Origin of the sequence: Pseudomonas sp. MWU13-3659 (assembly GCF_023757525.1) — a bacterium.
Taxonomy (GTDB): domain Bacteria; phylum Pseudomonadota; class Gammaproteobacteria; order Pseudomonadales; family Pseudomonadaceae; genus Aquipseudomonas; species Aquipseudomonas entomophila_E.
On record NZ_JAMSHW010000002.1, the window covers coordinates 57,641 to 78,520 of the forward strand.

Consider the following 20,880-nt stretch of genomic DNA (forward strand, 5'->3'; position numbering starts at 1 on the left):
ATGGCCGCTTTAGCCCAGCGGCGGCAACGCACCGAGCTTGCCCTTGTGGTACACCATCGGCGTCACCGGCTGCTCAGGCAGCACCAGGTTCTTCACCTGGCCGACGATGATCGCGTGGTCGCCGCCGTCGTATTCGCGCCACAACTCGCACTCGATGATCGCCGTGGCCTTGCTCAGCAGCGGGTTGCCCAGCGCGCTCAGGTGCCAGTCGATGCCCCTGGCCTTGTCCTTGCCTTTACCGGCGAAGGCATAGGCCTCGGCGGTCTGCTCGGCCGACAGCAAATGAATGGCGAACTGCTTGCTGTCGCGCAGCACCGGGTAGGTGTCGGAGGCGTAGTTGGGGCAGAACAGCACCAGCGCCGGTTCGATCGACAACGCGCTGAAGGCGCTGGCGGTAATGCCGACGATGCCGCCGTCAGCGTCCAGGGTGGTGACCACGGTGACGCCGGATGGGAACGAGCCCATCACGTCTTTGTAGATACCGGGTTCGATCATGGCGCGGGTCTCCTAGCGCATCACGAAGGGGTCGGGCATGGGCGCGGTGGACAGGTTGATCCACACCGTCTTCAGCTCGGTATAGGCCAGCACCGAATCGATGCCGCTCTCGCGGCCGTAGCCGCTGTTCTTGAAGCCGCCGATCGGGGCCATGGCCGACACGGCGCGGTAGGTGTTGACCCAGATGATCCCCGAGCGCACGTCGCGGGCCAGGCGGTGGGCGCGGCCCAGGTCGCGGGTCCAGATGCCGGCGGCCAGGCCGAACTGCGAGTCGTTGGCCATGGCCAGGGCCTCTTCCTCGGTCTTGAAGCGAATCACTGCGGCGACCGGGCCGAACACCTCTTCCTGCATGATGGTCATGGCGTTGCTGTCGCACTCGAACAGGGTCGGCTCGTAGAACCAGCCGTCACCTTCGACTTCAGCCCGCTTGCCGCCCATGCGCAGCCGGGCGCCTTCGGCCTTGGCCGCGGCGACCAGGCCTTCGACCACGGCCAGTTGCTGGGCGGTGGCCATCGGGCCCATTTCGCTGGCGTCGTCCTGCGGGTTGCCGATGCGGATGCGCTGGGCGCGGGCGATCAGGCGCTCGACGAATTCATCGAAGATTTCGTCCTGCACCAGCAGGCGCGAACCGGCCACGCAGCTCTGCCCGGAGGCGGCATAGATACCGGCCACCGCGCCGTTGACGGCGCTGTCCAGGTCGGCGTCGGCGAAGATGATGTTGGGCGACTTGCCGCCCAGTTCCAGCGACAGCTTGGCGAAGTTCTCGGCGCTGCTGCGCACCACATGGCGGGCGGTGGCGGCGCCGCCGGTGAAGGCGATCTTGCGCACCAGCGGGTGGCGGGTCAGCGCCGCGCCGGTGCTCGGGCCGAAGCCGGTGACCACGTTGACCACGCCGGCCGGGAAGCCGGCCTCCAGCGCCAGGCGGGCCAGTTCGAGGATGGTCGCCGAGGCGTGCTCGGAGGGTTTGAGCACGATGGTGTTGCCGGCGGCCAGGGCCGGGGCGAGCTTGATCGCGGTGAGGTACAGCGGGCTGTTCCACGGGATGATCCCGGCCACCACGCCGATCGGTTCGTGCACGGTGTAGGCAAACAGGTCGGGCTTGTCCAGCGGCAAGGTGCCGCCTTCGAGCTTGTCGGCCAGGCCCGCGGTGTAGTGGAAGAACTCCGGCAGGTAGCCGACCTGGCCGCGGGTCTCGCGGATCAGCTTGCCGTTGTCGCGGCTTTCCAGCTGGGCCAGGTGTTCCTTGTGCTCGGCGATCAGGTCGCCGAGGCGGCGCAGCAGCTTGCCCCGGGCGGTGGCGGTGAGGCTACGCCAGGCCTTGCTGTCGAAGGCGCGCTGGGCGGCCTGCACGGCCAGCTCGACGTCGGCTTCATCGGCGTCGGGCAATTGCGCCCAGGCCTTGGCGGTGGCCGGGTCGAGGCTGTCGAAGGTCTTGCCGCTGTGGGCATCGCGCCATTGGCCGTCGATGCACATCTGGAAACGAACGAGGGTCATGCAACTATCCCCTTGGCGGATTCGGTGAGGGTGCGGGCCTGCCTGAGGAAGTCCAGCAGCATCTTGTTGACTTCGCGCGGTGCTTCCACCGGCATCATATGCCGTTGCTCGGCGAGCACCACGCAGTGGGCGCCGGGTATGCGCGCGGCGAGCTGACGGGCCATGGCCGGGGTGGAGCCGGCATCGAGCTCGCCGGTGGCGATCAGCGTCGGCACCTGGATGCTGGCCAGGTCATCGGCGCGGTACATGTCCTGGGTGGCGAACAGCGCGTAGGTGGTGTGGTAGCCCTGCGGGTCGTTGCTGGCCAGCACCTGGCGAATGGCGGCGACCTGGGCCGGGTTGGCGGCCTTGTATTCGCGGCTGAACCAGCGATCCAGCGCGGCGTCGACGTTGGCGTCCGGGCCCAGGGCCTGCGCCTGGGCGGCGCGGGCGATGACCCCGGCGCTCTGTTCGGGGGTGCGGTTGAACACGCTGTTGAGCACCACCAGCGCTTCGAGGCGTTGCGGGTGGTTGAGGGCGAAGGCGCGGGCGACCAGGCCGCCCATGCTGAAGCCGATCACGGTGGCTTGCGGGACCTGCAGGTGGTCGAGCAGTTCGGCGAGCTGGTCGGCGTAGCCTTCCAGCGCGGTGTCGGCGGCGGGCACGCGGCTGTGGCCGTGGCCGAGCATGTCGTAGGCGATGACGCGGTAGTCGTTGGCCAGGCCCACGAACTGCCCGCCCCACATTTCCTTGTTCAGGCCCACGCCGTGGATCAGCACCACGGGGTGGCCCTGGCCGAGGGCCAGGTAGCTGGTCCCGGCCGGTGTACGTTCAGCGACAGGCTGAATCATCGAGGGCGCTCCTTGAAGGTCGGGCGCGGCGGGGAGTTCGCCACGCCCAGGCCCGTCTAGGTTGTTGTTATCGAGCGTTGGCCTTTTCCGCCGCCAGTTCTTCCAGGTCGATGTAGCGGTTGCCGATGCGCGGGTGCAGGCGGCCACCGTCGGCGGCGCCCAGCACCACGACGATCTCGTCGGCGCGCGGGGCGTCCTCGATCTGCATTTCCAGGGTGATGTAGTGCGAACGCAGGCCCTCGTCGTCCTTCTGCATCATCGGGATCTGGATCGAGGTGCCGGGGCCGCCGCGCTTGTTGGTGAAGCTCAGGTAGCTCTTGGCCTGCACGGCTTCGCGGTAGTGGTTGCCGAAGCGCAGGGTGTGGATCACCGCCGAGGCGTGCTCGATCTCGCCGTCGGCGCCGACCACGGCGGCCTTGCCGTAGGCCTCGATCTTGTCGGCACCGCCGATGGCGGCGGTCAGGCGCTCGACCATCAGCGCGCCGAGGTCGGAGCAGTTGGCGCGGATTTCAGGCTTGAGGTCTTCGACGAAACCGCGACCGGCCCAGGGGTTCTTGACCACCACGGCCAGGCCGACCATGGTCACCGGCGTGTCGGTGGCCTTGCCGCCTTCGATGCGGGTCTCTTCGGAGTAGGTGACGATCTTGCGGATTTCGAAACTCATGGAGGGCTCCTGGGTAGGGTGATCAGGTCTTGTTGTCTGATGGTATACCATAATATTTGATGTGCAAGAGGGCGTTGGAAAATTCTCTGGCCGGGGGATGAAAGGTGGGGTGGTTCGCCGGCAAGCCGGCTCCTACAGAGGCCCGTAGGAACCGGCCGCAAAAAAAAGCCCGCTCTCATGGGCCGGGAAGACCCACGCGAGCGGGCCGATCCCGCAATCATTCAGGCAAAGGGAATTCAGGCGAACGCCGGCACCACTTCCTTGATGAACAACGCCAGCGACTTCTTCTTCTCGCTATGGGGCAGGCTGTTGTCGCACCAGAAGCTGAACTCGTCGACCCCCAGTTCCTGGTAGTAGCGGATGCGCGCGATGATCTCCTCGGGTGTGCCGATCATGGTGTTCTTGCGGATGTTCTCCAGCTGGAACGCCGGCACTTCGGCGAACTTCGACTCCGGGCTCGGTTCAAGGAAGCCATTGACCGGGACGGTCTTGTTGCCGAACCAGGCATCGAAGGTGCGGTAGAAGCGCGAAATGGCCTGGGCGCCGACCTTCCAGCCGTCCGGCTCGGCCGAGCTGTGCACATGGGTGTGGCGCAGCACCATCAGTTGCGGGCGCGGCACGCCGGGGTTGTTGTCGAGGGCGGCCTGGAACTTGTTCTTCAGGTCCAGCACTTCCTCGTCGCCCTTCATCAGCGGGGTGACCATGACATTGCAGCCGTTGGCCACGGCGAAGTTGTGCGAGTCGGGGTCGCGGGCGGCGATCCACATCGGCGGCGCGGTGTTGAACGGCTTCGGCACGCTGGTGGAGGTGGGGAACTTGTACACCTCGCCGTCGTGGGCGCAGTCGCCCTGCCACAACTTGCGCACCACCGGCACCATCTCGCGCAGGGCCTTGCCGCCGTCGGTGGCTGGCATGCCATTGGCCATGCGGTCGAATTCGAACTGGTAGGCGCCGCGGGCCAGGCCCACTTCCATGCGGCCGTTGCTGATCACGTCGAGCAGGGCGCATTCGCCGGCCACGCGCAGCGGGTTCCAGAACGGCGCGATGAGGGTGCCGGCGCCCAGGCGGATCTTCTCGGTGCGTGCGGCAAGGTAAGCCAGCAGCGGCATCGGGCTCGGCGAGATGGTGTACTCCATGGCGTGGTGCTCGCCGATCCACACGGTGCTGAAACCGCCGTCCTCGGCCATCAGGGTCAGTTCGGTCAGGTCTTCGAACAGCTGGCGGTGGCTGACCTGTTCATCCCAACGTTCCATGTGCACGAACAGCGAAAATTTCATGGGGCTTTCCTCGGAGCTTGTTGTTGTCGCCTGCCGGGCAGGCTTTTCTGTAGGCGCCGGCTTGCCGGCGAAGCGGGCGACGCGGTGGATGGCACCGGCTTCGCCGGTGTTCGCGGGTAAACCCGCTCCTACACGGTCCCCTGCTGAGTGTTCAGGCGAAGGCCGGCAGGCTGGCCATCTTGCCGCGGCAATAGACCATTGGGCGGGGCGCCTCTTGCGGGACGATCAGGTTGTGTACCTTGCCCACCATGATCGCGTGGTCACCGCCTTCGTATTCGCGCCACAGTTCGCACTCGATGACGGCGGTGGCGCCGGCCAGGATCGGGTTGCCCAGCTCGCTCAAGGTCCAGTCGATACCCGCCGCCTTGTCCTTGCCCTTTTTGGCGAACGCATAGGCTTCGGCCTGTTGCTCACCGGAGAGCAGGTGAATGGCGAAGCGTTTGTTCTTGATCAGTACAGGGTAGGAGTCGGAACTGTAGTTGGGGCAGAACAGCACCAGCGGCGGCTCCATCGACAAGGACGAAAAGGCGCTGGCGGTGAGGCCGACGATCGAGCCGTCGTCGTCCAGGGTGGTGATGACCGTGACGCCGGACGGGAAGGAACCCAGGACGTGCTTGTAGACGGTTGCGTCGATCATGGTGTGATCCTCGAGGGGCTGCGGTGGTCCGCGGTTTTTATCGTTGATGTGTCTGATGGTATACCGTAATACCTTCTTTGCAAGCGGAATTTTCCAGCCCGCGCAGAACGCGATGAACGGCACAGCCCCCCGGATTCATTGGCGTGGCCGCTGAAAACAGTGCGCGGAGCAAGGATAGAGAGCGGATCAGCTGCGCCGAAAAAGCCCGGTGCAGTGTTGTCAAAAGCTTGGAATACCATAATATGGTGCGCAGCTTAGAGGCCGCCCCGAGCGGTTTCCTTACAACGATAAAAACGACCTTTCGAGCTGAAATCCTATGTCCCAACCGTCGTCGCAACACACGTTTGTCGAAAACCACACGGTCGATTACGTGCCACCTGCCGAGCGCCACGGGAAGGCGCGCGACCTGTTCACCCTCTGGTTCAGCACCAACATCGCGCCACTGCCCATCGTCACCGGCGCCATGGTGATCCAGGTGTTCCACCTGAACCTGCTGTGGGGCCTGGTCGCCATCGTGCTGGGGCATCTGGCCGGCGGCGTGGTGATCGCCCTGGCCTCGGCGCAGGGGCCGCAGCTGGGCATTCCGCAGATGGTGCAGAGCCGTGGCCAGTTCGGCCGCTACGGCGCGCTGCTGATCGTGTTCTTCACTGCGCTGATCTATGTCGGCTTCTTCATTTCCAACATCGTCCTGGCCGGCAAGACCATTCACGGCATTACCCCGAGCGTGCCGATGCCGGGCGCCATCGTGATCGGTGCGTTGAGCGCGACGGCCATTGGCGTGATCGGCTACCGCTTCATCCATATCCTCAACCGCATCGGCACCTGGGTGATGGGTTCGGCACTGCTGGCCGGCTTCATCATGATGTTCGTCCAGGACCTGCCGGCCGACTTCTTCAGCCGTGGCGCCTTCAACCTGTCGGGCTTCATCGCCACCGTGTCGCTGGGCACTATCTGGCAGATCAGCTTCTCGCCGTACACCTCCGATTATTCGCGCTACCTGCCGCGTGAAGTGGGTATCGCCAGGCCGTTCTGGGCCACCTATTTCGGTGCCACGCTCGGTACCATCCTGTGCTTCAGCTTCGGGGCGGTGGCGGTGCTGTGCGTACCCGCAGGCACCGACGCGATGGAGGCGGTCAAGCAGGCCACGGGTTGGCTGGGACCGATCCTGATGGTGCTGTTCCTGCTCAACATCATCAGCCACAACGCCCTCAACCTGTACGGCGCGGTGCTGTCGATCGTCACCGCGATCCAGACCTTCGCGGCGCAGTGGACGCCGAGCATCAAGGTGCGGGTGGTGTTGGCTTCGGTGATCCTGGCGGGTTGCGGGCTGGTGGCGCTGAATGCGTCGGCGGGCTTCATCGGCCAGTTCATCGGGTTGATCCTGGCATTGCTGCTGGTGCTGGTGCCGTGGGCGTCGATCAACCTGGTCGACTTCTACCTGATCAAGAAGGGCCAGTACGACATTGCGTCGATCTTCCGTGCCGATGGGGGGATCTATGGCCGCTTCAACCACCACGCGATCATTGCCTATGCCTGCGGCATCCTGGTGCAGTTGCCGTTTGCCAATACGTCGCTGTATGTGGGGCCGTATTCGAAGATCGTCGAAGGGGCGGACCTGTCGTGGTTGTTCGGGTTGATCGTGACGGTGCCGTTGTATTACTGCCTGGCGACGCGCAGCCAGCCGGTGAAGGCGGGGCGGGTGATTGAGGTGAATGACTGACAGGGCGGTTCGCCGGCAAGCCGGCTCCTACAGGGGATCGCTGTAGGAGCCGGCTTGCCGGCGAACGGGCTGCTGTCAGACCTTGAACTGCGCCACCATCCCGTTCAATTCCACCGCCAGCCGCGACAGATCCTGCGCCGCCGCGCTGGTCTGGTTGGCCCCCGCCGAGGTCTGCATCGCCAGGTCGCGGATGTTCACCAGGTTGCGGTCCACCTCCCGCGCCACCTGCGCCTGCTGTTCGGAGGCGCTGGCGATCACCAGGTTGCGCTGGTTGATCGCGGTGATGGCTTCGGCGATCACTTCCAGCGCCTGCCCGGCCGACTGCGCCACCTCCAGCGTGCCATTGGCCCGGCCTTGGCTGCTGTGCATCGCGCTCACCGCGCGCTCGGTGCCGGTCTGGATACCACCGATCATCTGTTCGATCTCAGCCGTGGACTGCTGGGTGCGGTGGGCCAGGGCACGCACTTCGTCGGCGACCACGGCGAAACCACGCCCGGCCTCGCCGGCGCGGGCGGCTTCGATGGCGGCGTTGAGGGCCAGCAGATTGGTCTGCCCGGCGATCGAGCCGATCACATCGAGTACCTGGCTGATCTCGTTGGCGCGGGTGGCCAGCTGTTCGATCTCCTGCGAGGTGCCGGTCACGTCCGCGACCAGCAGCTGGATCGAGCTCAGGGCCTGGTTGACCCGGTCGCGGCCGTCGCGGGTGTTCTGGTCGGCGCCTTTGGAGGCGTCGGCCGTGCTCACCGCGTTGTTCGCCACTTCTTCCACGGCGGCGGTCATCTGGTTGACCGCCGTGGCGGCCTGGTCGATCTCGGCGCTCTGCTGGTGCAGGCCGCGGCTGGTGTCTTCGGTGACGGTGTGCAGTTCTTCCGAGGCCGAGGCCAGTTGGTCGGAGGAGGCGGCAATCTTGCGCAGTGTCTCGCGCAGGCTCTGTTGCATCTGGCCGAGGGCGCGCAGCAGCAGGGCCGGTTCGTCGCGGCCGGTCACTACGATGTCGCGGGTCAGGTCGCCGACGGCGACGCGCTCGGCCACCGCCACGGCGTCGGCCAGCGGCAGCACGATGCTGCGGGTGAGCAGGGTGGAGATGGCCACCAGTGCCAGCAGGATCACCACCAGGGCACCGACCAGCAACTTGAAGGCCTCGTCGGAAGCGTTGCTGCTTCGTAACGAGGCCTGTTCGGCGCCCTGGGTGTTGTATTCCACCAGTGCGCCCAGGGCCTTCATCATGCTGTCGGCATACTCGGCCAGCGGGCCGTTGGCCAGGCGCCGGGCTTCGTCCAGCTGGTCGTTGCCAGCCGCCTCGCGGATGGCTTTCTGCAGGCCGTGGTAGCGCTCGCTCAGGCTCGTGAAGGTGGTGAACAGGGCGCGATCGTCCTGGGCGATGATGGTGCTTTCGTAGGCCTTGAGGTCGCCTTCGAGTTGCTGGTTGACCTCGACGATGCGGGCCAGGGTGGCGTGGCGGGTGGCGGGGTCGTCCTCGAGGGCACTGCGCAAGGTGAGGGCACGGGCCCGGCCCAGGTTGGTGCTGACATCGCCCAGGGCGATGACCGCAGGCATCCAGGTGATACGGATCTCGTCCGTGGCGCGGTCCATCTTGCGGGTTTCATACAGGGCGATCAGGCCCATGGCCAGGACCAGGATCCCGAGGAGGGTGAACACACTGGCTGCCCGAATGCCGATCTTCATGTTCCTTAATTGCATGCAACGCTCCTTGACGATGGCTGGCAGGCGTCAAGAGCGCGGGTTTACCGGGCTCGGTGGTTCAGGCTCTCGATGCACTGCGTGGGGGGTGTGATTTCCTCATTTTTCGTATTGTTTTTCTTCGATAGTGCCATAACGCCACTATTATTGACCAGTCATTCAATGTAATAACGAAAATTGAAAGGCCCGTCACTTACGAGACGGGCCTGTCTTTTAGCGTCACGCCACGATCGGGATCATCGGGTCGGCGGCCGCCAAGGCTTGCGCGCGATCAGCGGCGGGCGGGTAGATCCACACCGAGTTGATCTGGCGCTTGAGGTGCTTGCCTTCCTGGCCTTGGAGTACCAGTTCGCGTGCCCAGCCTTCGCTGTACGCCGCGCCCCAGTCACCCAGGTCGAGGCAGGTGACGTACTTGGGCTGGCGGTAGGCCACCGGCGCCAGGCCCAGCAGGTCGGCCATGGCGTTGTTGCCCGAGTGGCGGCCCATGGGGATGGCGTGCTGGCAGGTCATCAGGGCGTGGTTGCCCAGTTCGTCGACCTTGGCCCAGGCGGTGTCGCCGGTGGCGTAGATGTGCGCCTGGCCAACCACCTTCAGGTGGTCGTCGACCCGCAGGCGGCCGAAGCCATCGCGTTCACCGTCGATTTGCGCGGTCAGCGGGCTGGCCTTGACGCCCACGGTCCAGATCACCGTCTTGCTGGCGATGTATTCGCCGTTGTCGAGGGTCACGCCACCGGCGTCGACCGCCACCACCGAGGTGTTGGTCAGCCACTGCACGCCGGCCTGTTCACTGGCGGCGACGATGGACGGGGTGATACCCGCGCCCAAGGCCGCGCCGATGCTCTGGCCACGGTCGACCAGGATCACCTGGGCATTGCCTTCGCCGAGGATGGCACGCAGGCGGGCAGGCATTTCGGTGGCGGTCTCGATGCCGGTGAAACCACCGCCACAGACCACCACAGTGTTGCGTGCGGGGGAGGCTGGTTGCATGGCCAGGGCGACCAGGTGCTGCTCCAGGCGCACGGCCGATTCCATCTGGTCGACATCGAAGGTGTGCTCGGCCAGGCCCGGCACGGCGGGGCGGGCGACCTGGCTGCCGGCGGCGAGGATCAGGCGGTCGTAACCGAGCTGCTGGCGCTGGCCGTTGCCGTCGAGGTAACCGACCTGGCGTGCGGCGCTGTCGATATGGTCGGCGTTGCCGTGGATGAACGCGACCCCGACCGCGTCGAGCAGTTCGCCCACCGGGGCCTTCAAGGTGTGCACGTCGGCCTCGTAGAAGCGCGGGCGGATACGCAGTTCCGGTTGCGGGGCGAGCACGCTGATGCGCACGTCGCCACGCTGGGCCTGGTCGAGCAGGCGGGCGGCGCTCAGGGCGCTCCAGACACCGGCAAAGCCGGCACCGATGATCAGGATATGGGAAGTCATGTGGGGGCTCCGCAAGGGTGGGAAAGGGGCTTCGGTCAGGGTTTGGCTGCCTGGCGAATAACTACGACTGTATTGATCGTAGTTTATCGGGGCAAGTGTTTTTTCCGTCCGACCCTGTCGATGGCGCTGTTGGAACCTGTCGCAAACGTCATGGTTAAAGGCTTTCGGCCGCTTCAGGTTTTTTTGGCGAACGACGGACGGCACGGGATGGCTTTGCTTGTGTTTCTTGGAAGGCGTACTATTTGCGACAAATTCAGTCGGAGATTGACATGTCGCTTTACAGTGCTGGCGTCGAGTACGGCATCCATTGCCTGTTGTTCCTGGTGGACGAGCGCGGGGACAGCCGCGAGGCCAGCGTGCGCGACCTGGCCGAACTGCAGGGGGTGCCCCAGGAGTACCTGGCCAAGGTGTTCACCAAGCTGGCCCGGGCCGGGCTGGTGGTGGCCACCGAGGGTGTGCGCGGCGGGTTTCGCCTGGCGCGGCCGTCGGACGAGATCACTGTGCTGGATATCGTCACGGCCATCGATGGGGCGAAGAAGATCTTCGACTGCCGGGAGATCCGCGAGCGTTGCGCGGTGTTCGAGGGCTCGGCGCCGGGGTGGGCGACCGAGGGCACCTGCGCGATCCATGCGGTGATGCTGGGGGCGCAGAAGCGCATGGAGGAGGCGCTGGCGCAGCAGACCATTCTCGACCTGGCGCGGCGGTTCGGGCGCAAGGCGCCGGCGGAGTTCGGGCAGAAGGTCAATGACTGGATGAGCGAGCGGCGGGACGGGAAGGGCGGGGATATTCCGGTGGTGGAGGTTTGATCTGCTGGTGATTTGCAGTGCCCTCAAGACCGAGCGCCGCCCTGCGGCGCATCGCGGATGAATCCGCTCCTACACAGGCAGGTGGGGCGACGGCGAATGTAGGAACGGATTTATCCGCGATGCGCCGCGCGGGTGGCGCTCGATCTCAAGCACGCCGCAAGACCACCGCCCCTGGCCGCCCCAATCACCGCGCGGTCAGATGCATCGCCAACTGCACCAGCCCAATCAATACGAAAATGAACACCAGGGTGAACACCGTCCCCATCACGATGAAATGACTGGCCTTGCCATAGGTGAAATCCCGCGCCCGGTTCTTGCCGCTCTGCACGCCAAACGCCGCCGCCAGCACACTTTGCAGCATCTGCCAGAACCCGGGCGCCTTGCCGGAATCATGATCGTCCATGAGTGGCTCCTCAAGCCAGAAGCAATCACGACCAGTGTAGGAGATCGATCGGCAGGCTGCCCGCAGCGCCCACTCATCCGGCCAGCTTTGGCTATCCTTGCCCTTTCACCGGAGGCTCCTCGCTGGGCGGATCGCCCACGGTCGGCGGCACGGTCGGTCTGATCGGCAGCTCGTCCGGGTCGTGTTCAGGCACCGGCGGTGGCAACGTCGGGTCGTCGATGTTGGGATCGGGTGTCTCCGGTGGAATGGGAATGTTCATGGCCTGACCTCGCGGGGTGAATGAAGAGGTAGTGCAGGCTTCGACCCTGGCCACCGTCATTCGCTCATTTTTTTTGAACCCCCGCGCGCCAGCACGGCTCTGAACCCTTACCGCCACCAGCCAAACGGAGCGAGTGCGATGTCAGGTAACGAGCCCTTCGAAAGCGGGCCCACGGCCAACGATCACCCGGACCAGGCCATCAGCCTGTCGCAAGCGTTGCTGGCGCCCCGCATCGTGATCGAGGACGCAAGCCCGGTGCTCGATGCCGGTGCCTTCGCGGCCAAGGCGGTGCGCGGGCAGAAGGTCGACGTGAGCGCAAAGGTCTACAGCGACGGCCACGATCGCCTGGCGGTGACACTGCACTGGCGCCAGGCCCACAGCCGGCGCTGGCATTGCGTGGCCATGCACTCGCCGGGCAACGACTTGTGGCTGGCTGAGTTCACCCCCAACGACCTCGGGCTGCACCTGTTCAGTATCCAGGCCTGGATCGACCCGTTCGCCACCTATTGCCATGACCTGGAGAAGAAATACGCTGCAGGCGTGGACGTGCGCCTGGAGCTCGAAGAGGGGCGCCTGTTGCTGGGCAAGGGTATCGAGCGCAGTGACGGTGCCTTGCGCGAGCAGCTCGGGCAACTGTGCGAACGCCTGCCCGAGCTGCCGGTGGACGACCAGGTGGCACTGCTGCTGCACCCCGACGCCGCACGGCTGATGGGCGAGGCCGAGCACCGCTGTTACCTGACCCGCAGCCCCGAGTACCCGGTGGATGTCGACCGCGAGGCGGCGCTGTTCGCCAGTTGGTACGAGCTGTTCCCGCGTTCGGTCACCGATGATCCGCAGCGCCACGGCACCTTCGACGATGTGCACCAGCGCCTGCCGATGATCCGCGACATGGGTTTCGACGTGCTGTACTTCCCGCCCATCCACCCCATCGGCATGAAGCACCGCAAGGGCCGCAACAATGCGCTCCAGGCCGAGCCTGGCGACCCCGGCAGCCCCTACGCCATTGGCAGCCCCGAAGGTGGCCACGACGCCATCCACCCGCAGTTGGGCAGCCGCGACGACTTCCGCCGGCTGGTGGCCGCGGCTGCCGAACTCGGCCTGGAAATCGCCCTGGACTTCGCCATCCAGTGCTCCCAGGACCATCCCTGGCTGACCGAGCACCCGGGCTGGTTCAGCTGGCGCCCCGACGGCAGCATCCGTTACGCCGAGAACCCACCGAAGAAATACCAGGACATCGTCAATGTCGACTTCTATGCCCCCGAAGCGGTGCCGTCACTGTGGCTGGCCCTGCGCGACGTGGTGGTCGGCTGGGTGGAGGAGGGGGTCAGGACGTTCCGCGTCGACAACCCGCACACCAAGCCGCTGCCGTTCTGGCAATGGTTGATCGCCAATGTGCGTAGCCAGTACCCCGACGTCATCTTCCTCGCCGAAGCCTTCACCCGCCCGGCGATGATGGCGCGCCTGGGCAAGGTCGGCTACGCCCAGAGCTACACCTACTTCACCTGGCGCAACAGCAAGCAGGAGCTGCGCGAGTACTTCGAGCAACTGAACCAGCCGCCCTGGAGCCAGTGCTACCGGCCTAACTTCTTCGTCAACACGCCGGACATCAACCCCTTCTTCCTGCAGACCGCCGGCCGCCCGGGCTTTCTCATCCGCGCCGCCCTGGCGACCATGGGCTCGGGGTTGTGGGGCATGTATTCGGGCTTCGAGCTGTGCGAGGGCACACCGCTGCCAGGCAAGGAGGAGTACCTGGATTCGGAGAAGTACGAGATTCGCCCGCGTGACTTCAACCAGCCGGGCAATATCGTCGCCGAGATCGCCCAGCTCAATCGCATCCGCCGGCAGAACCGCGCGCTGCAGACGCACCTGGGGGTTGTGTTCCTCAACTGCTGGAACGACAACATCCTCTACTTCGCCAAGCGCACCCCCGCGCGCGACAACGTCATCCTCGTCGCCATCAGCCTCGACCCCTACAACGCCCAGGAGGCCAGTTTCGAACTGCCGTTGTGGGAGCTGGGGCTGGACGACAACGCCGACACCCTGGGCGAGGACCTGATGAACGGCCACCGCTGGACCTGGCACGGCAAGACCCAGTGGATGCGCATCGAGCCCTGGCAGCAGCCGTTCGGCATCTGGCGTATCGAAAAAGCCCTGTAGGAGCGGCCTCGTGCCGCGAAAGGGGCGCGAAGCGGCCCCAGGATTGCAGCGGCGCTGCAGATATCGCTGGGGCTGCTGCGCAGCCCTTTCGCGGCACAAGGCCGCTCCTACAGGGGCGTGCTGAACCAGTAGAAGCAAGGAGTCGCACATGGCCAAGCGTTCCCGCCCGGCAGCCTTCATCGACGATCCGCTGTGGTACAAGGACGCGGTGATCTACCAGCTGCACGTCAAATCGTTCTTCGACTCGAACAACGACGGCATCGGCGACTTCGCGGGGCTGATCGGCAAGCTCGACTACATCGCCGAGCTGGGCGTCAACACCCTCTGGCTGCTGCCGTTCTACCCCTCGCCCCGGCGCGACGACGGCTACGATATCGCCGAGTACAAGGCCGTGCACCCGGACTACGGCAGCATGGCCGACGCCAAGCGCTTCATCGCCGAGGCCCACAAGCGTGGCCTGCGGGTGATCACCGAGCTGGTCATCAACCACACCTCCGACCAGCACCCCTGGTTCCAGAAGGCCCGCCACGCCAAGCGCGGCAGCAAGGCCCGGGACTTCTACGTATGGTCCGACGACGACCAGAAATACGACGGCACGCGGATCATCTTCCTCGACACCGAGAAGTCCAACTGGACCTGGGACCCGGTCGCCGGCCAGTACTTCTGGCACCGCTTCTACTCGCACCAACCAGACCTCAACTTCGACAACCCGCACGTGATGAAGGCGGTGATCGACGTGATGCGTTTCTGGCTCGACATCGGTGTCGACGGCCTGCGCCTGGATGCCATTCCCTACCTGATCGAACGTGACGGCACCAACAACGAGAACCTCCCCGAGACTCATGGGGTGCTCAAGGCGATTCGTGCCGAGATCGACGCCAACTACCCTGACCGCATGCTGCTGGCCGAGGCCAACCAGTGGCCGGAGGACACCCGGCCGTACTTCGGCGAGGGCGACGGTGACGAATGCCACATGGCCTTCCACTTCCCGCTGATGCCGCGCATGTACATGGCCCTGGCCATGGAGGACCGCTTCCCGATCACCGACATCCTGCGCCAGACCCCGGAGATCCCGGCCAACTGCCAGTGGGCGATCTTCCTGCGCAATCACGATGAACTCACCCTGGAGATGGTCACCGACCGCGAGCGCGACTACCTGTGGAACTACTACGCCGAAGACCGTCGCGCACGCATCAACCTCGGCATCCGCCGGCGCCTGGCGCCACTGCTGCAACGCGACCGTCGGCGCATCGAACTGCTCACCAGCCTGCTGCTGTCGATGCCCGGCACCCCGACCCTGTACTACGGCGACGAGCTGGGCATGGGCGACAACATCTACCTGGGCGACCGCGATGGCGTGCGCACCCCCATGCAGTGGTCGCCGGACCGCAACGGCGGGTTCTCCCGGGCCGACCCGCAGCGCCTGGTGCTGCCGCCGATCATGGACCCGCTGTACGGCTACCAGACCATCAACGTCGAGGCCCAGGCCCACGACCCGCATTCGCTGCTCAACTGGAACCGTCGCCTGCTGGCGGTGCGCAGCCAGCAGAAGGCCTTCGGCCGGGGCAGCATGAAGATGCTCAGCCCAAGCAACCGGCGCATCCTTGCCTACCTGCGTGAGTACACCGACGCAAACGGCAATAACGATATCGTGCTGTGCGTGGCCAATGTCTCGCGCACTGCCCAGGCCGCGGAGCTGGAGTTGTCGCAGTACGCCGACAAGGTCCCGGTGGAGATGCTCGGCGGCAGTGCCTTCCCGCCTATCGGCCAGTTGCCGTTCCTGCTCACCTTGCCACCCTACGGTTTCTACTGGTTCCTGCTGGCGGCCCATGACCGCATGCCCAGCTGGCATATCCAGCCCAGCGAAGGGTTGCCCGAACTGACCACCCTGGTGCTGCGCAAGCGCCTGGAGGAACTGCTCGAAGCGCCTTCGCGCGACATCCTGGAGCACTCGATACTGCCGCAGTACCTGCCCAAACGGCGCTGGTTCGCCGGCAAGGAAGGGCCGGTCGACCAGGTGCGCTTGCACTACGGTGTGCGCTTCGCCACGGCCACCTTGCCGACGTTGCTTGCCGAACTCGAGGTGCACAGCGAGGGCGTGGTCAGCCGTTACCAGCTGCCGTTTGGCCTGCTGCCGGAAGAGCAGATCAGTGCCGCGCCACCCCAGCAGCTGGCGCTGTCCCGGGTGCGGCGCGGGCGGCAGGTGGGCTTGATCACCGATGCCTTCGTGCTGGAGCCCTTTGTCCGTGCGGTGCTGCAGGCCTGCCAGGGCAACACCCGGCTGCCCTGTGGTGATGGCCTGGGCGAGCTGCGTTTCACCTGCACGGCACAACTGGCCGCACTGGGCATCGATGACGAAAGCGAAGTGCGCTACCTCAGCGCCGAGCAGTCCAACAGTTCGGTGGTGGTGGGCGGCAGCCTGGTGCTCAAGTTGATCCGCCGGGTCAATCCGGGCATTCACCCGGAGCTGGAAATGAGCGCCTACCTCACCGCTGCGGGCTTTGCCAATATCTCGCCATTGCTGGCCTGGGTCAGCCGCGTGGACGCGGCGGGCGAGCCGCACCTGCTGATGATCGCCCAGGGTTACCTGAGCAACCAGGGCGATGCCTGGAGCTGGACCCAGAACACCCTGGAGCGGGCGATCCGCGACCAGATGGAACCCGCCACTGGCGAGGTGGACGCGCACACCGATGCCCTGGCCGAGCTCACCGGTTTCGCCGCCTTGCTCGGCCAGCGCCTGGGCGAGATGCACCTGTTGCTGGCCGCGCCGACCGAGGAACCGGCCTTCCAGCCACGGGCAAGCGATGAACAGGACAGCCAGCGCTGGAGCCGCCAGATCGGCGCCGAGCTCAGCCATGCCCTCGACCTGCTGGCCGAGCACCGCGCCGCGCTGGACGGCGACAGCCAGGCCCTGGTCGATGAACTGCTGCAACAGCGCGAAAGCCTTGCCCAGCACATCGACAACCTTGCCCGGCAAGCCCAGGGCGGTTTGCTGATGCGTGTGCATGGCGACCTGCACCTGGGCCAGGTGCTGGTGGTGCAGGGTGATGCCTACCTGATCGATTTCGAGGGCGAGCCGTCGCGTCCGTTGGATGAGCGCCGCGCCCGGCACAGCCCGTACAAGGATGTCAGCGGCGTGCTGCGTTCCTTCGACTATGCTGCTGCGATGATCCTGCGCAGCGCCTCGGCGGTCGATCTTTCCGACGCAGCGCGCCAGGCCCGTCAGCGGGTCGCCCGGCAGTACCTGCACCAGTCGCGCCATGCCTTCGTCGAAGCCTATGGCTTGGCCACCACGGCCATGCCCCATGCCTGGCAGCAGGCGGAAGGGGAGCGCGCGGCACTGGAACTGTTCTGCCTGGAGAAGGCCGCTTACGAAATCACCTATGAAGCCGAGAACCGGCCGGGCTGGCTGGCCGTGCCTTTGCATGGGCTGCATGGGCTGATCTGTACCTGGGGGGAGAGCTGAGTTCCCCAAGGCCATGCGCAATACCTCTGTAGGAGCGGCTTCAGCCGCGATGAAGGCAGCGCGGTGGCTGGCACCCGCTTTGCGGGTGATCGCGGCTGAAGCCGCTCCTACAGGGGGTAGGGCGGGGCATTATTAAGAACCTATGAGAAGGGGCAGTGAGATGAATGCAACCACGCGTGACAACGGCGGCCTTCGGCAACGGGACCTGGATGCCCTGGCCCGCGCCGAGCACGCCGACCCGTTCGCCGTACTCGGCCCGCACTCCGATGGTGCGGGCGGCCAATTGATCCGTGCCTTCCTGCCTAACGCCCTGGGCGTGCGCGTGCTGGCGCGCCACGACGAGCGAGTGCTCGCTGACATGCAGCCAGCCAGCCTGCCAGGGCTGTTCACCGCGCACCTGGGCGAAGTGCATCCGTATCGCTTGCAGATCGTCTGGGCCGGTGGCGAGCAGGTCACCGAGGACCCCTACAGCTTCGGCCCGCAGTTGGGCGACATGGACATGTACCTGTTCTCCGAGGGCAACCACCGCGACCTGTCCGGGCGCTTCGGCGCACAGCCGATCCAGGTCGATGGCATCGACGGCGTGTGCTTCTCGGTGTGGGCACCCAATGCCCGGCGGGTGTCGGTGGTCGGCGATTTCAACAACTGGGATGGCCGCCGCCACCCCATGCGCCTGCGCCACAGCGCCGGGGTGTGGGAGCTGTTCGTGCCCCGGCTCGGGGTGGGGGAAACCTACAAGTTCGAAGTGCTCGGCCAGGACGGTGTGCTGCCGCTCAAGGCCGACCCTCTGGCCCGCGCCACCGAGCTGCCGCCGAGCACCGCGTCGAAGGTGGCCGGGGCGCTGGCCCACGATTGGCGCGATCACTACTGGATGGAACAGCGGGCCCAGCGCCACGCCTACAGCGCACCGCTGTCGATCTACGAGCTGCATGCCGGCTCCTGGCGTTGCGAGCTGGATGATGCCGGCGAGGTCGCGCGCTTCTACAACTGGCGCGAACTGGTTGACCGTCTTGTCCCCTATGTCCAGGCGCTGGGCTTCACCCACATCGAGCTGATGCCGATCATGGAGCACCCGTTTGGCGGCTCCTGGGGCTACCAGCCGTTGTCGCTGTTCGCACCTACGTCCCGCTATGGCAGCGCCGAGGATTTCGCCGCCTTCGTCGACGCCTGCCACCGGGGTGGCATCGGTGTGATTCTCGACTGGGTGCCGGCGCATTTCCCCACCGACGAGCATGGCCTGGCGCGTTTCGACGGCACTGCGCTGTACGAATACGAAAATCCGCTGGAGGGCTTCCACCAGGACTGGAACACGCTGATCTACAACCTCGGCCGCAACGAGGTGCGCGGCTTCATGCTGGCCTCGGCGCTGCACTGGCTCAAGCACTTCCACATCGACGGCCTGCGCGTGGACGCGGTGGCTTCGATGCTCTACCGCGACTACTCGCGCAAGGCCGGCGAGTGGGTGCCCAACCGTCACGGCGGGCGCGAAAACCTCGAGGCCATCGACTTCATCCGCCACCTCAACAGCGTGGCCGCCCATGAAGCACCGGGCGCGCTGATCATCGCCGAAGAGTCCACCGCCTGGCCCGGCGTCAGCCAGCCGGTGCAGCAGGGCGGGCTGGGGTTCGCCTACAAGTGGAACATGGGCTGGATGCACGACACCTTGCACTACATCCAGAACGACCCGATCCACCGCACCTACCACCACAACGAGATGAGCTTCGGGCTGATCTACGCCTACTCCGAGCACTTCATCCTGCCCATCTCCCACGACGAGGTGGTACACGGCAAGCACTCGTTGATCGACAAGATGCCCGGCGACCGCTGGCAGAAGTTCGCCAACCTGCGCGCCTACCTGACGTTCATGTGGACCCACCCGGGCAAGAAGCTGCTGTTCATGGGCTGCGAGTTCGGCCAGTGGCGCGAGTGGAACCATGACCAGCAACTGGACTGGTACTTGTTGCAGTACTCCGAGCACCAGGGCGTGCAGAAGCTGGTGACCGACCTCAACCGGCTGTACCGCGAGCTGCCGGCGCTGCACGAGCAGGACTGCCAGCCCCAGGGTTTCCAGTGGCTGATCGGTGACGACGCACACAACAGCGTGTATGCCTGGTTGCGCTGGAGCAGCCAGGGCGAGCCGCTGCTGGTGGTGGCCAACTTCACCCCGGTGCCGCGGGAGGGGTACCGGATTGGCGTGCCGTTCGGCGAGCGTTGGCAGGAGTTGCTCAACAGCGATGCCGAGCTGTATGCGGGGTCGAACGTGGGCAATCTTGGGGCGGTGGTGGCTGATGAAGTTGCCAGCCATGGGCAACCGTTGTCGCTTGCGCTGAACCTGCCGCCGTTGGGGGTGTTGGTGATGAAGCCGGCATAGGCCGGGCCGCTGCTATTCGCCGGCAAGCCGGCTCCTACGGGGATCGTGCATGCGTAGGAGCCGGCTTGCCGGCGAACAGCGCTACCAGCGCATCCGCACCCCCAGGCTGCCAATCAACCCATTCAGGTCATTGTCATCCACATCGCTGCTGTAGTCGGCGCTGACGAACAGCGCCACATTGGGCGTGACCCGTGCCACCAGCCCCAACCCCAACTCCACCGTGGTGGCGCTGCGCGAGCTGGAGATCTTGTCCACCTGGTCCAGCTTCACCGTGTCGGTGTTGCTGAAGTCATGCCAGACGTTGGTACGCACGTAGGGTTCGATGGGCATGCCGCTGACTTCGTAGCGCGCCGACAGCTTGGCACCGACCCGGCCGCTCCAGGTGGGCTGGCTGTCGAAGGCCTGCAGGGTTTCTTCCTGGGCCTGGCTGCCGGGGAAGAACTGCTGGTTGATCAACTGCGCCTGGGGTTCGATCACCCAGCCGCCGCCCAGACCGATGGGGTAGCCGCCTTCCACCGAGAAGGTCATCGCATGGCCGCTGTCATCGACCCGTGCGCCGGCCTGGGAGCGGCCGTTGACGTCGATGCGCGTGCCCATGGCCACCGCGTCCACGTGCCAGCCCTGCTCGTGGGTCATGCTCCAGTACACGCCCAGGCTCTCACCACTGAGGTTGACCGCGTCGCGCTGCTTGTCACCCAGCAGCGGGCGCATGCCGTTGAAGCTGCTCTGCAGGTTGTTGTGCCCCATGAAGATCCCCGCGCGGTGCACGCTGCCGTCGCTGGCCTCGCGCACGAACAGGTCCGGGCCGATCATCAGTTGCTGGCTGGGGGCTTCCAGTTGCGCCGGCGCCTGGGCGCCGATGCGCGGGGCACCGGGGAAGAACTGCGCCCACTGGCTGGCGATGGTGTCCGGCATGGCCTGGCCGTGGCGCTCGCCCATGCGCTCGGAGAAGGCGTTGAGCAAGCCCTGGTTGAGGCCGCTGGCACTCACCGGGTCCAGCGATAGTCGCGGCACCTCGGGCTGTTCCAGGAAGCGGGCGAAGGGCTCGCCTTCCTGCGCTTCGAAAGCGAAGGTTTCCACCGGGGTTGCCAGAAGCAGCGACGTGGAAACCGCGTAGAAAAAGACATCGAAACGCGACGGATTCGAGGTGCTTTTCATGGCGGATCTCCTGTTGAGGG

At 65.7% G+C, this 20,880-nt stretch carries 16 protein-coding genes; 5 read left to right on the top strand and 11 right to left on the bottom strand.

Annotated elements, in window-relative coordinates; genetic code table 11:
• Nucleotides 1-9: 9 nt before the first annotated feature.
• The 6 genes from NGM28_RS02675 to NGM28_RS02700 form a co-directional block, all read right to left on the bottom strand.
• Entirely contained in the window at nt 10-495 is a 486-nt protein-coding gene (locus NGM28_RS02675) for a flavin reductase family protein (RefSeq protein ID WP_240063224.1), read from the bottom strand.
• Between the two features lie 12 nt (nt 496-507).
• Nucleotides 508-1,989 carry an aldehyde dehydrogenase gene (locus NGM28_RS02680; RefSeq protein ID WP_252088595.1) on the bottom strand — a complete coding sequence of 494 codons (1,482 nt, stop codon included), beginning with the start codon at nt 1,987-1,989 and terminating at the stop codon, nt 508-510.
• Nucleotides 1,986-2,819 carry an alpha/beta fold hydrolase gene (locus tag NGM28_RS02685; RefSeq protein ID WP_252088596.1) on the bottom strand — a complete coding sequence of 278 codons (834 nt, stop codon included), beginning with the start codon at nt 2,817-2,819 and terminating at the stop codon, nt 1,986-1,988. The genes NGM28_RS02680 and NGM28_RS02685 overlap by 4 nt, the downstream gene beginning before the upstream one ends.
• A gap of 67 nt (nt 2,820-2,886) precedes the next feature.
• Nucleotides 2,887-3,483, bottom strand: coding sequence for an amino acid synthesis family protein (locus tag NGM28_RS02690; RefSeq protein ID WP_252088597.1), 597 nt, complete (start codon nt 3,481-3,483; stop codon nt 2,887-2,889).
• Nucleotides 3,484-3,719: 236 nt separating this feature from the next.
• Nucleotides 3,720-4,760, bottom strand: a complete 1,041-nt coding sequence (locus NGM28_RS02695; RefSeq protein ID WP_252088598.1) for an LLM class flavin-dependent oxidoreductase — start codon at nt 4,758-4,760, stop codon at nt 3,720-3,722.
• 151 nt (nt 4,761-4,911) lie between these two features.
• Entirely contained in the window at nt 4,912-5,397 is a 486-nt protein-coding gene (locus NGM28_RS02700) for a flavin reductase family protein (RefSeq protein WP_252088599.1), read from the bottom strand.
• Nucleotides 5,398-5,713: 316 nt separating this feature from the next.
• Here NGM28_RS02700 and NGM28_RS02705 point away from each other — a divergent pair, with 316 nt between their 5' ends.
• Nucleotides 5,714-7,117: a purine-cytosine permease family protein gene (locus NGM28_RS02705; protein WP_252088600.1), complete on the top strand. Its 1,404-nt coding sequence runs from the start codon at nt 5,714-5,716 to the stop codon at nt 7,115-7,117.
• A 75-nt stretch (nt 7,118-7,192) separates the two neighbouring features.
• On the opposite strand, the gene NGM28_RS02710 is transcribed toward NGM28_RS02705, so the two are convergent.
• Nucleotides 7,193-8,818 (bottom strand): methyl-accepting chemotaxis protein, encoded by a 1,626-nt coding sequence (locus NGM28_RS02710; protein ID WP_252088601.1) that lies wholly within the window; start codon nt 8,816-8,818, stop codon nt 7,193-7,195.
• A gap of 219 nt (nt 8,819-9,037) precedes the next feature.
• Complete coding sequence (locus tag NGM28_RS02715; RefSeq protein WP_252088602.1) at nt 9,038-10,240, bottom strand: NAD(P)/FAD-dependent oxidoreductase; 1,203 nt, start codon at nt 10,238-10,240, stop codon at nt 9,038-9,040.
• Between the two features lie 269 nt (nt 10,241-10,509).
• On the opposite strand from NGM28_RS02715, the gene NGM28_RS02720 reads away from it, so the two are divergent.
• A complete protein-coding gene (locus NGM28_RS02720) occupies nt 10,510-11,046 on the top strand; it encodes an RrF2 family transcriptional regulator (RefSeq protein WP_252088603.1) in 537 nt (178 codons plus the stop codon).
• A gap of 184 nt (nt 11,047-11,230) precedes the next feature.
• Here the strand turns inward: NGM28_RS02720 and NGM28_RS02725 are convergent, their stop codons facing one another.
• Entirely contained in the window at nt 11,231-11,449 is a 219-nt protein-coding gene (locus tag NGM28_RS02725; RefSeq protein WP_213660525.1) for a DUF2970 domain-containing protein, read from the bottom strand.
• Nucleotides 11,450-11,540: 91 nt separating this feature from the next.
• Entirely contained in the window at nt 11,541-11,708 is a 168-nt protein-coding gene (locus NGM28_RS02730) for a hypothetical protein (RefSeq protein WP_240063233.1), read from the bottom strand.
• A gap of 138 nt (nt 11,709-11,846) precedes the next feature.
• On the opposite strand from NGM28_RS02730, the gene NGM28_RS02735 reads away from it, so the two are divergent.
• The 3 genes from NGM28_RS02735 to glgB all read left to right on the top strand — a co-directional run bounded on the left by NGM28_RS02735 (nt 11,847) and on the right by glgB (nt 19,702).
• Nucleotides 11,847-13,865 carry an alpha-1,4-glucan--maltose-1-phosphate maltosyltransferase gene (locus NGM28_RS02735; protein ID WP_252088604.1) on the top strand — a complete coding sequence of 673 codons (2,019 nt, stop codon included), beginning with the start codon at nt 11,847-11,849 and terminating at the stop codon, nt 13,863-13,865.
• Between the two features lie 148 nt (nt 13,866-14,013).
• Nucleotides 14,014-17,331 carry a maltose alpha-D-glucosyltransferase gene (gene treS, locus NGM28_RS02740; RefSeq protein ID WP_252088605.1) on the top strand — a complete coding sequence of 1,106 codons (3,318 nt, stop codon included), beginning with the start codon at nt 14,014-14,016 and terminating at the stop codon, nt 17,329-17,331.
• 160 nt (nt 17,332-17,491) lie between these two features.
• Nucleotides 17,492-19,702 carry a 1,4-alpha-glucan branching protein GlgB gene (glgB, locus tag NGM28_RS02745; RefSeq protein WP_252088606.1) on the top strand — a complete coding sequence of 737 codons (2,211 nt, stop codon included), beginning with the start codon at nt 17,492-17,494 and terminating at the stop codon, nt 19,700-19,702.
• A gap of 81 nt (nt 19,703-19,783) precedes the next feature.
• On the opposite strand, the gene NGM28_RS02750 is transcribed toward glgB, so the two are convergent.
• The gene (locus tag NGM28_RS02750; RefSeq protein ID WP_252088607.1) at nt 19,784-20,860 is read right to left on the bottom strand and encodes an autotransporter domain-containing protein; all 1,077 of its coding nucleotides are present in this window, start codon (nt 20,858-20,860) and stop codon (nt 19,784-19,786) included.
• Between the last annotated feature and the right edge of the window lie 20 nt (nt 20,861-20,880).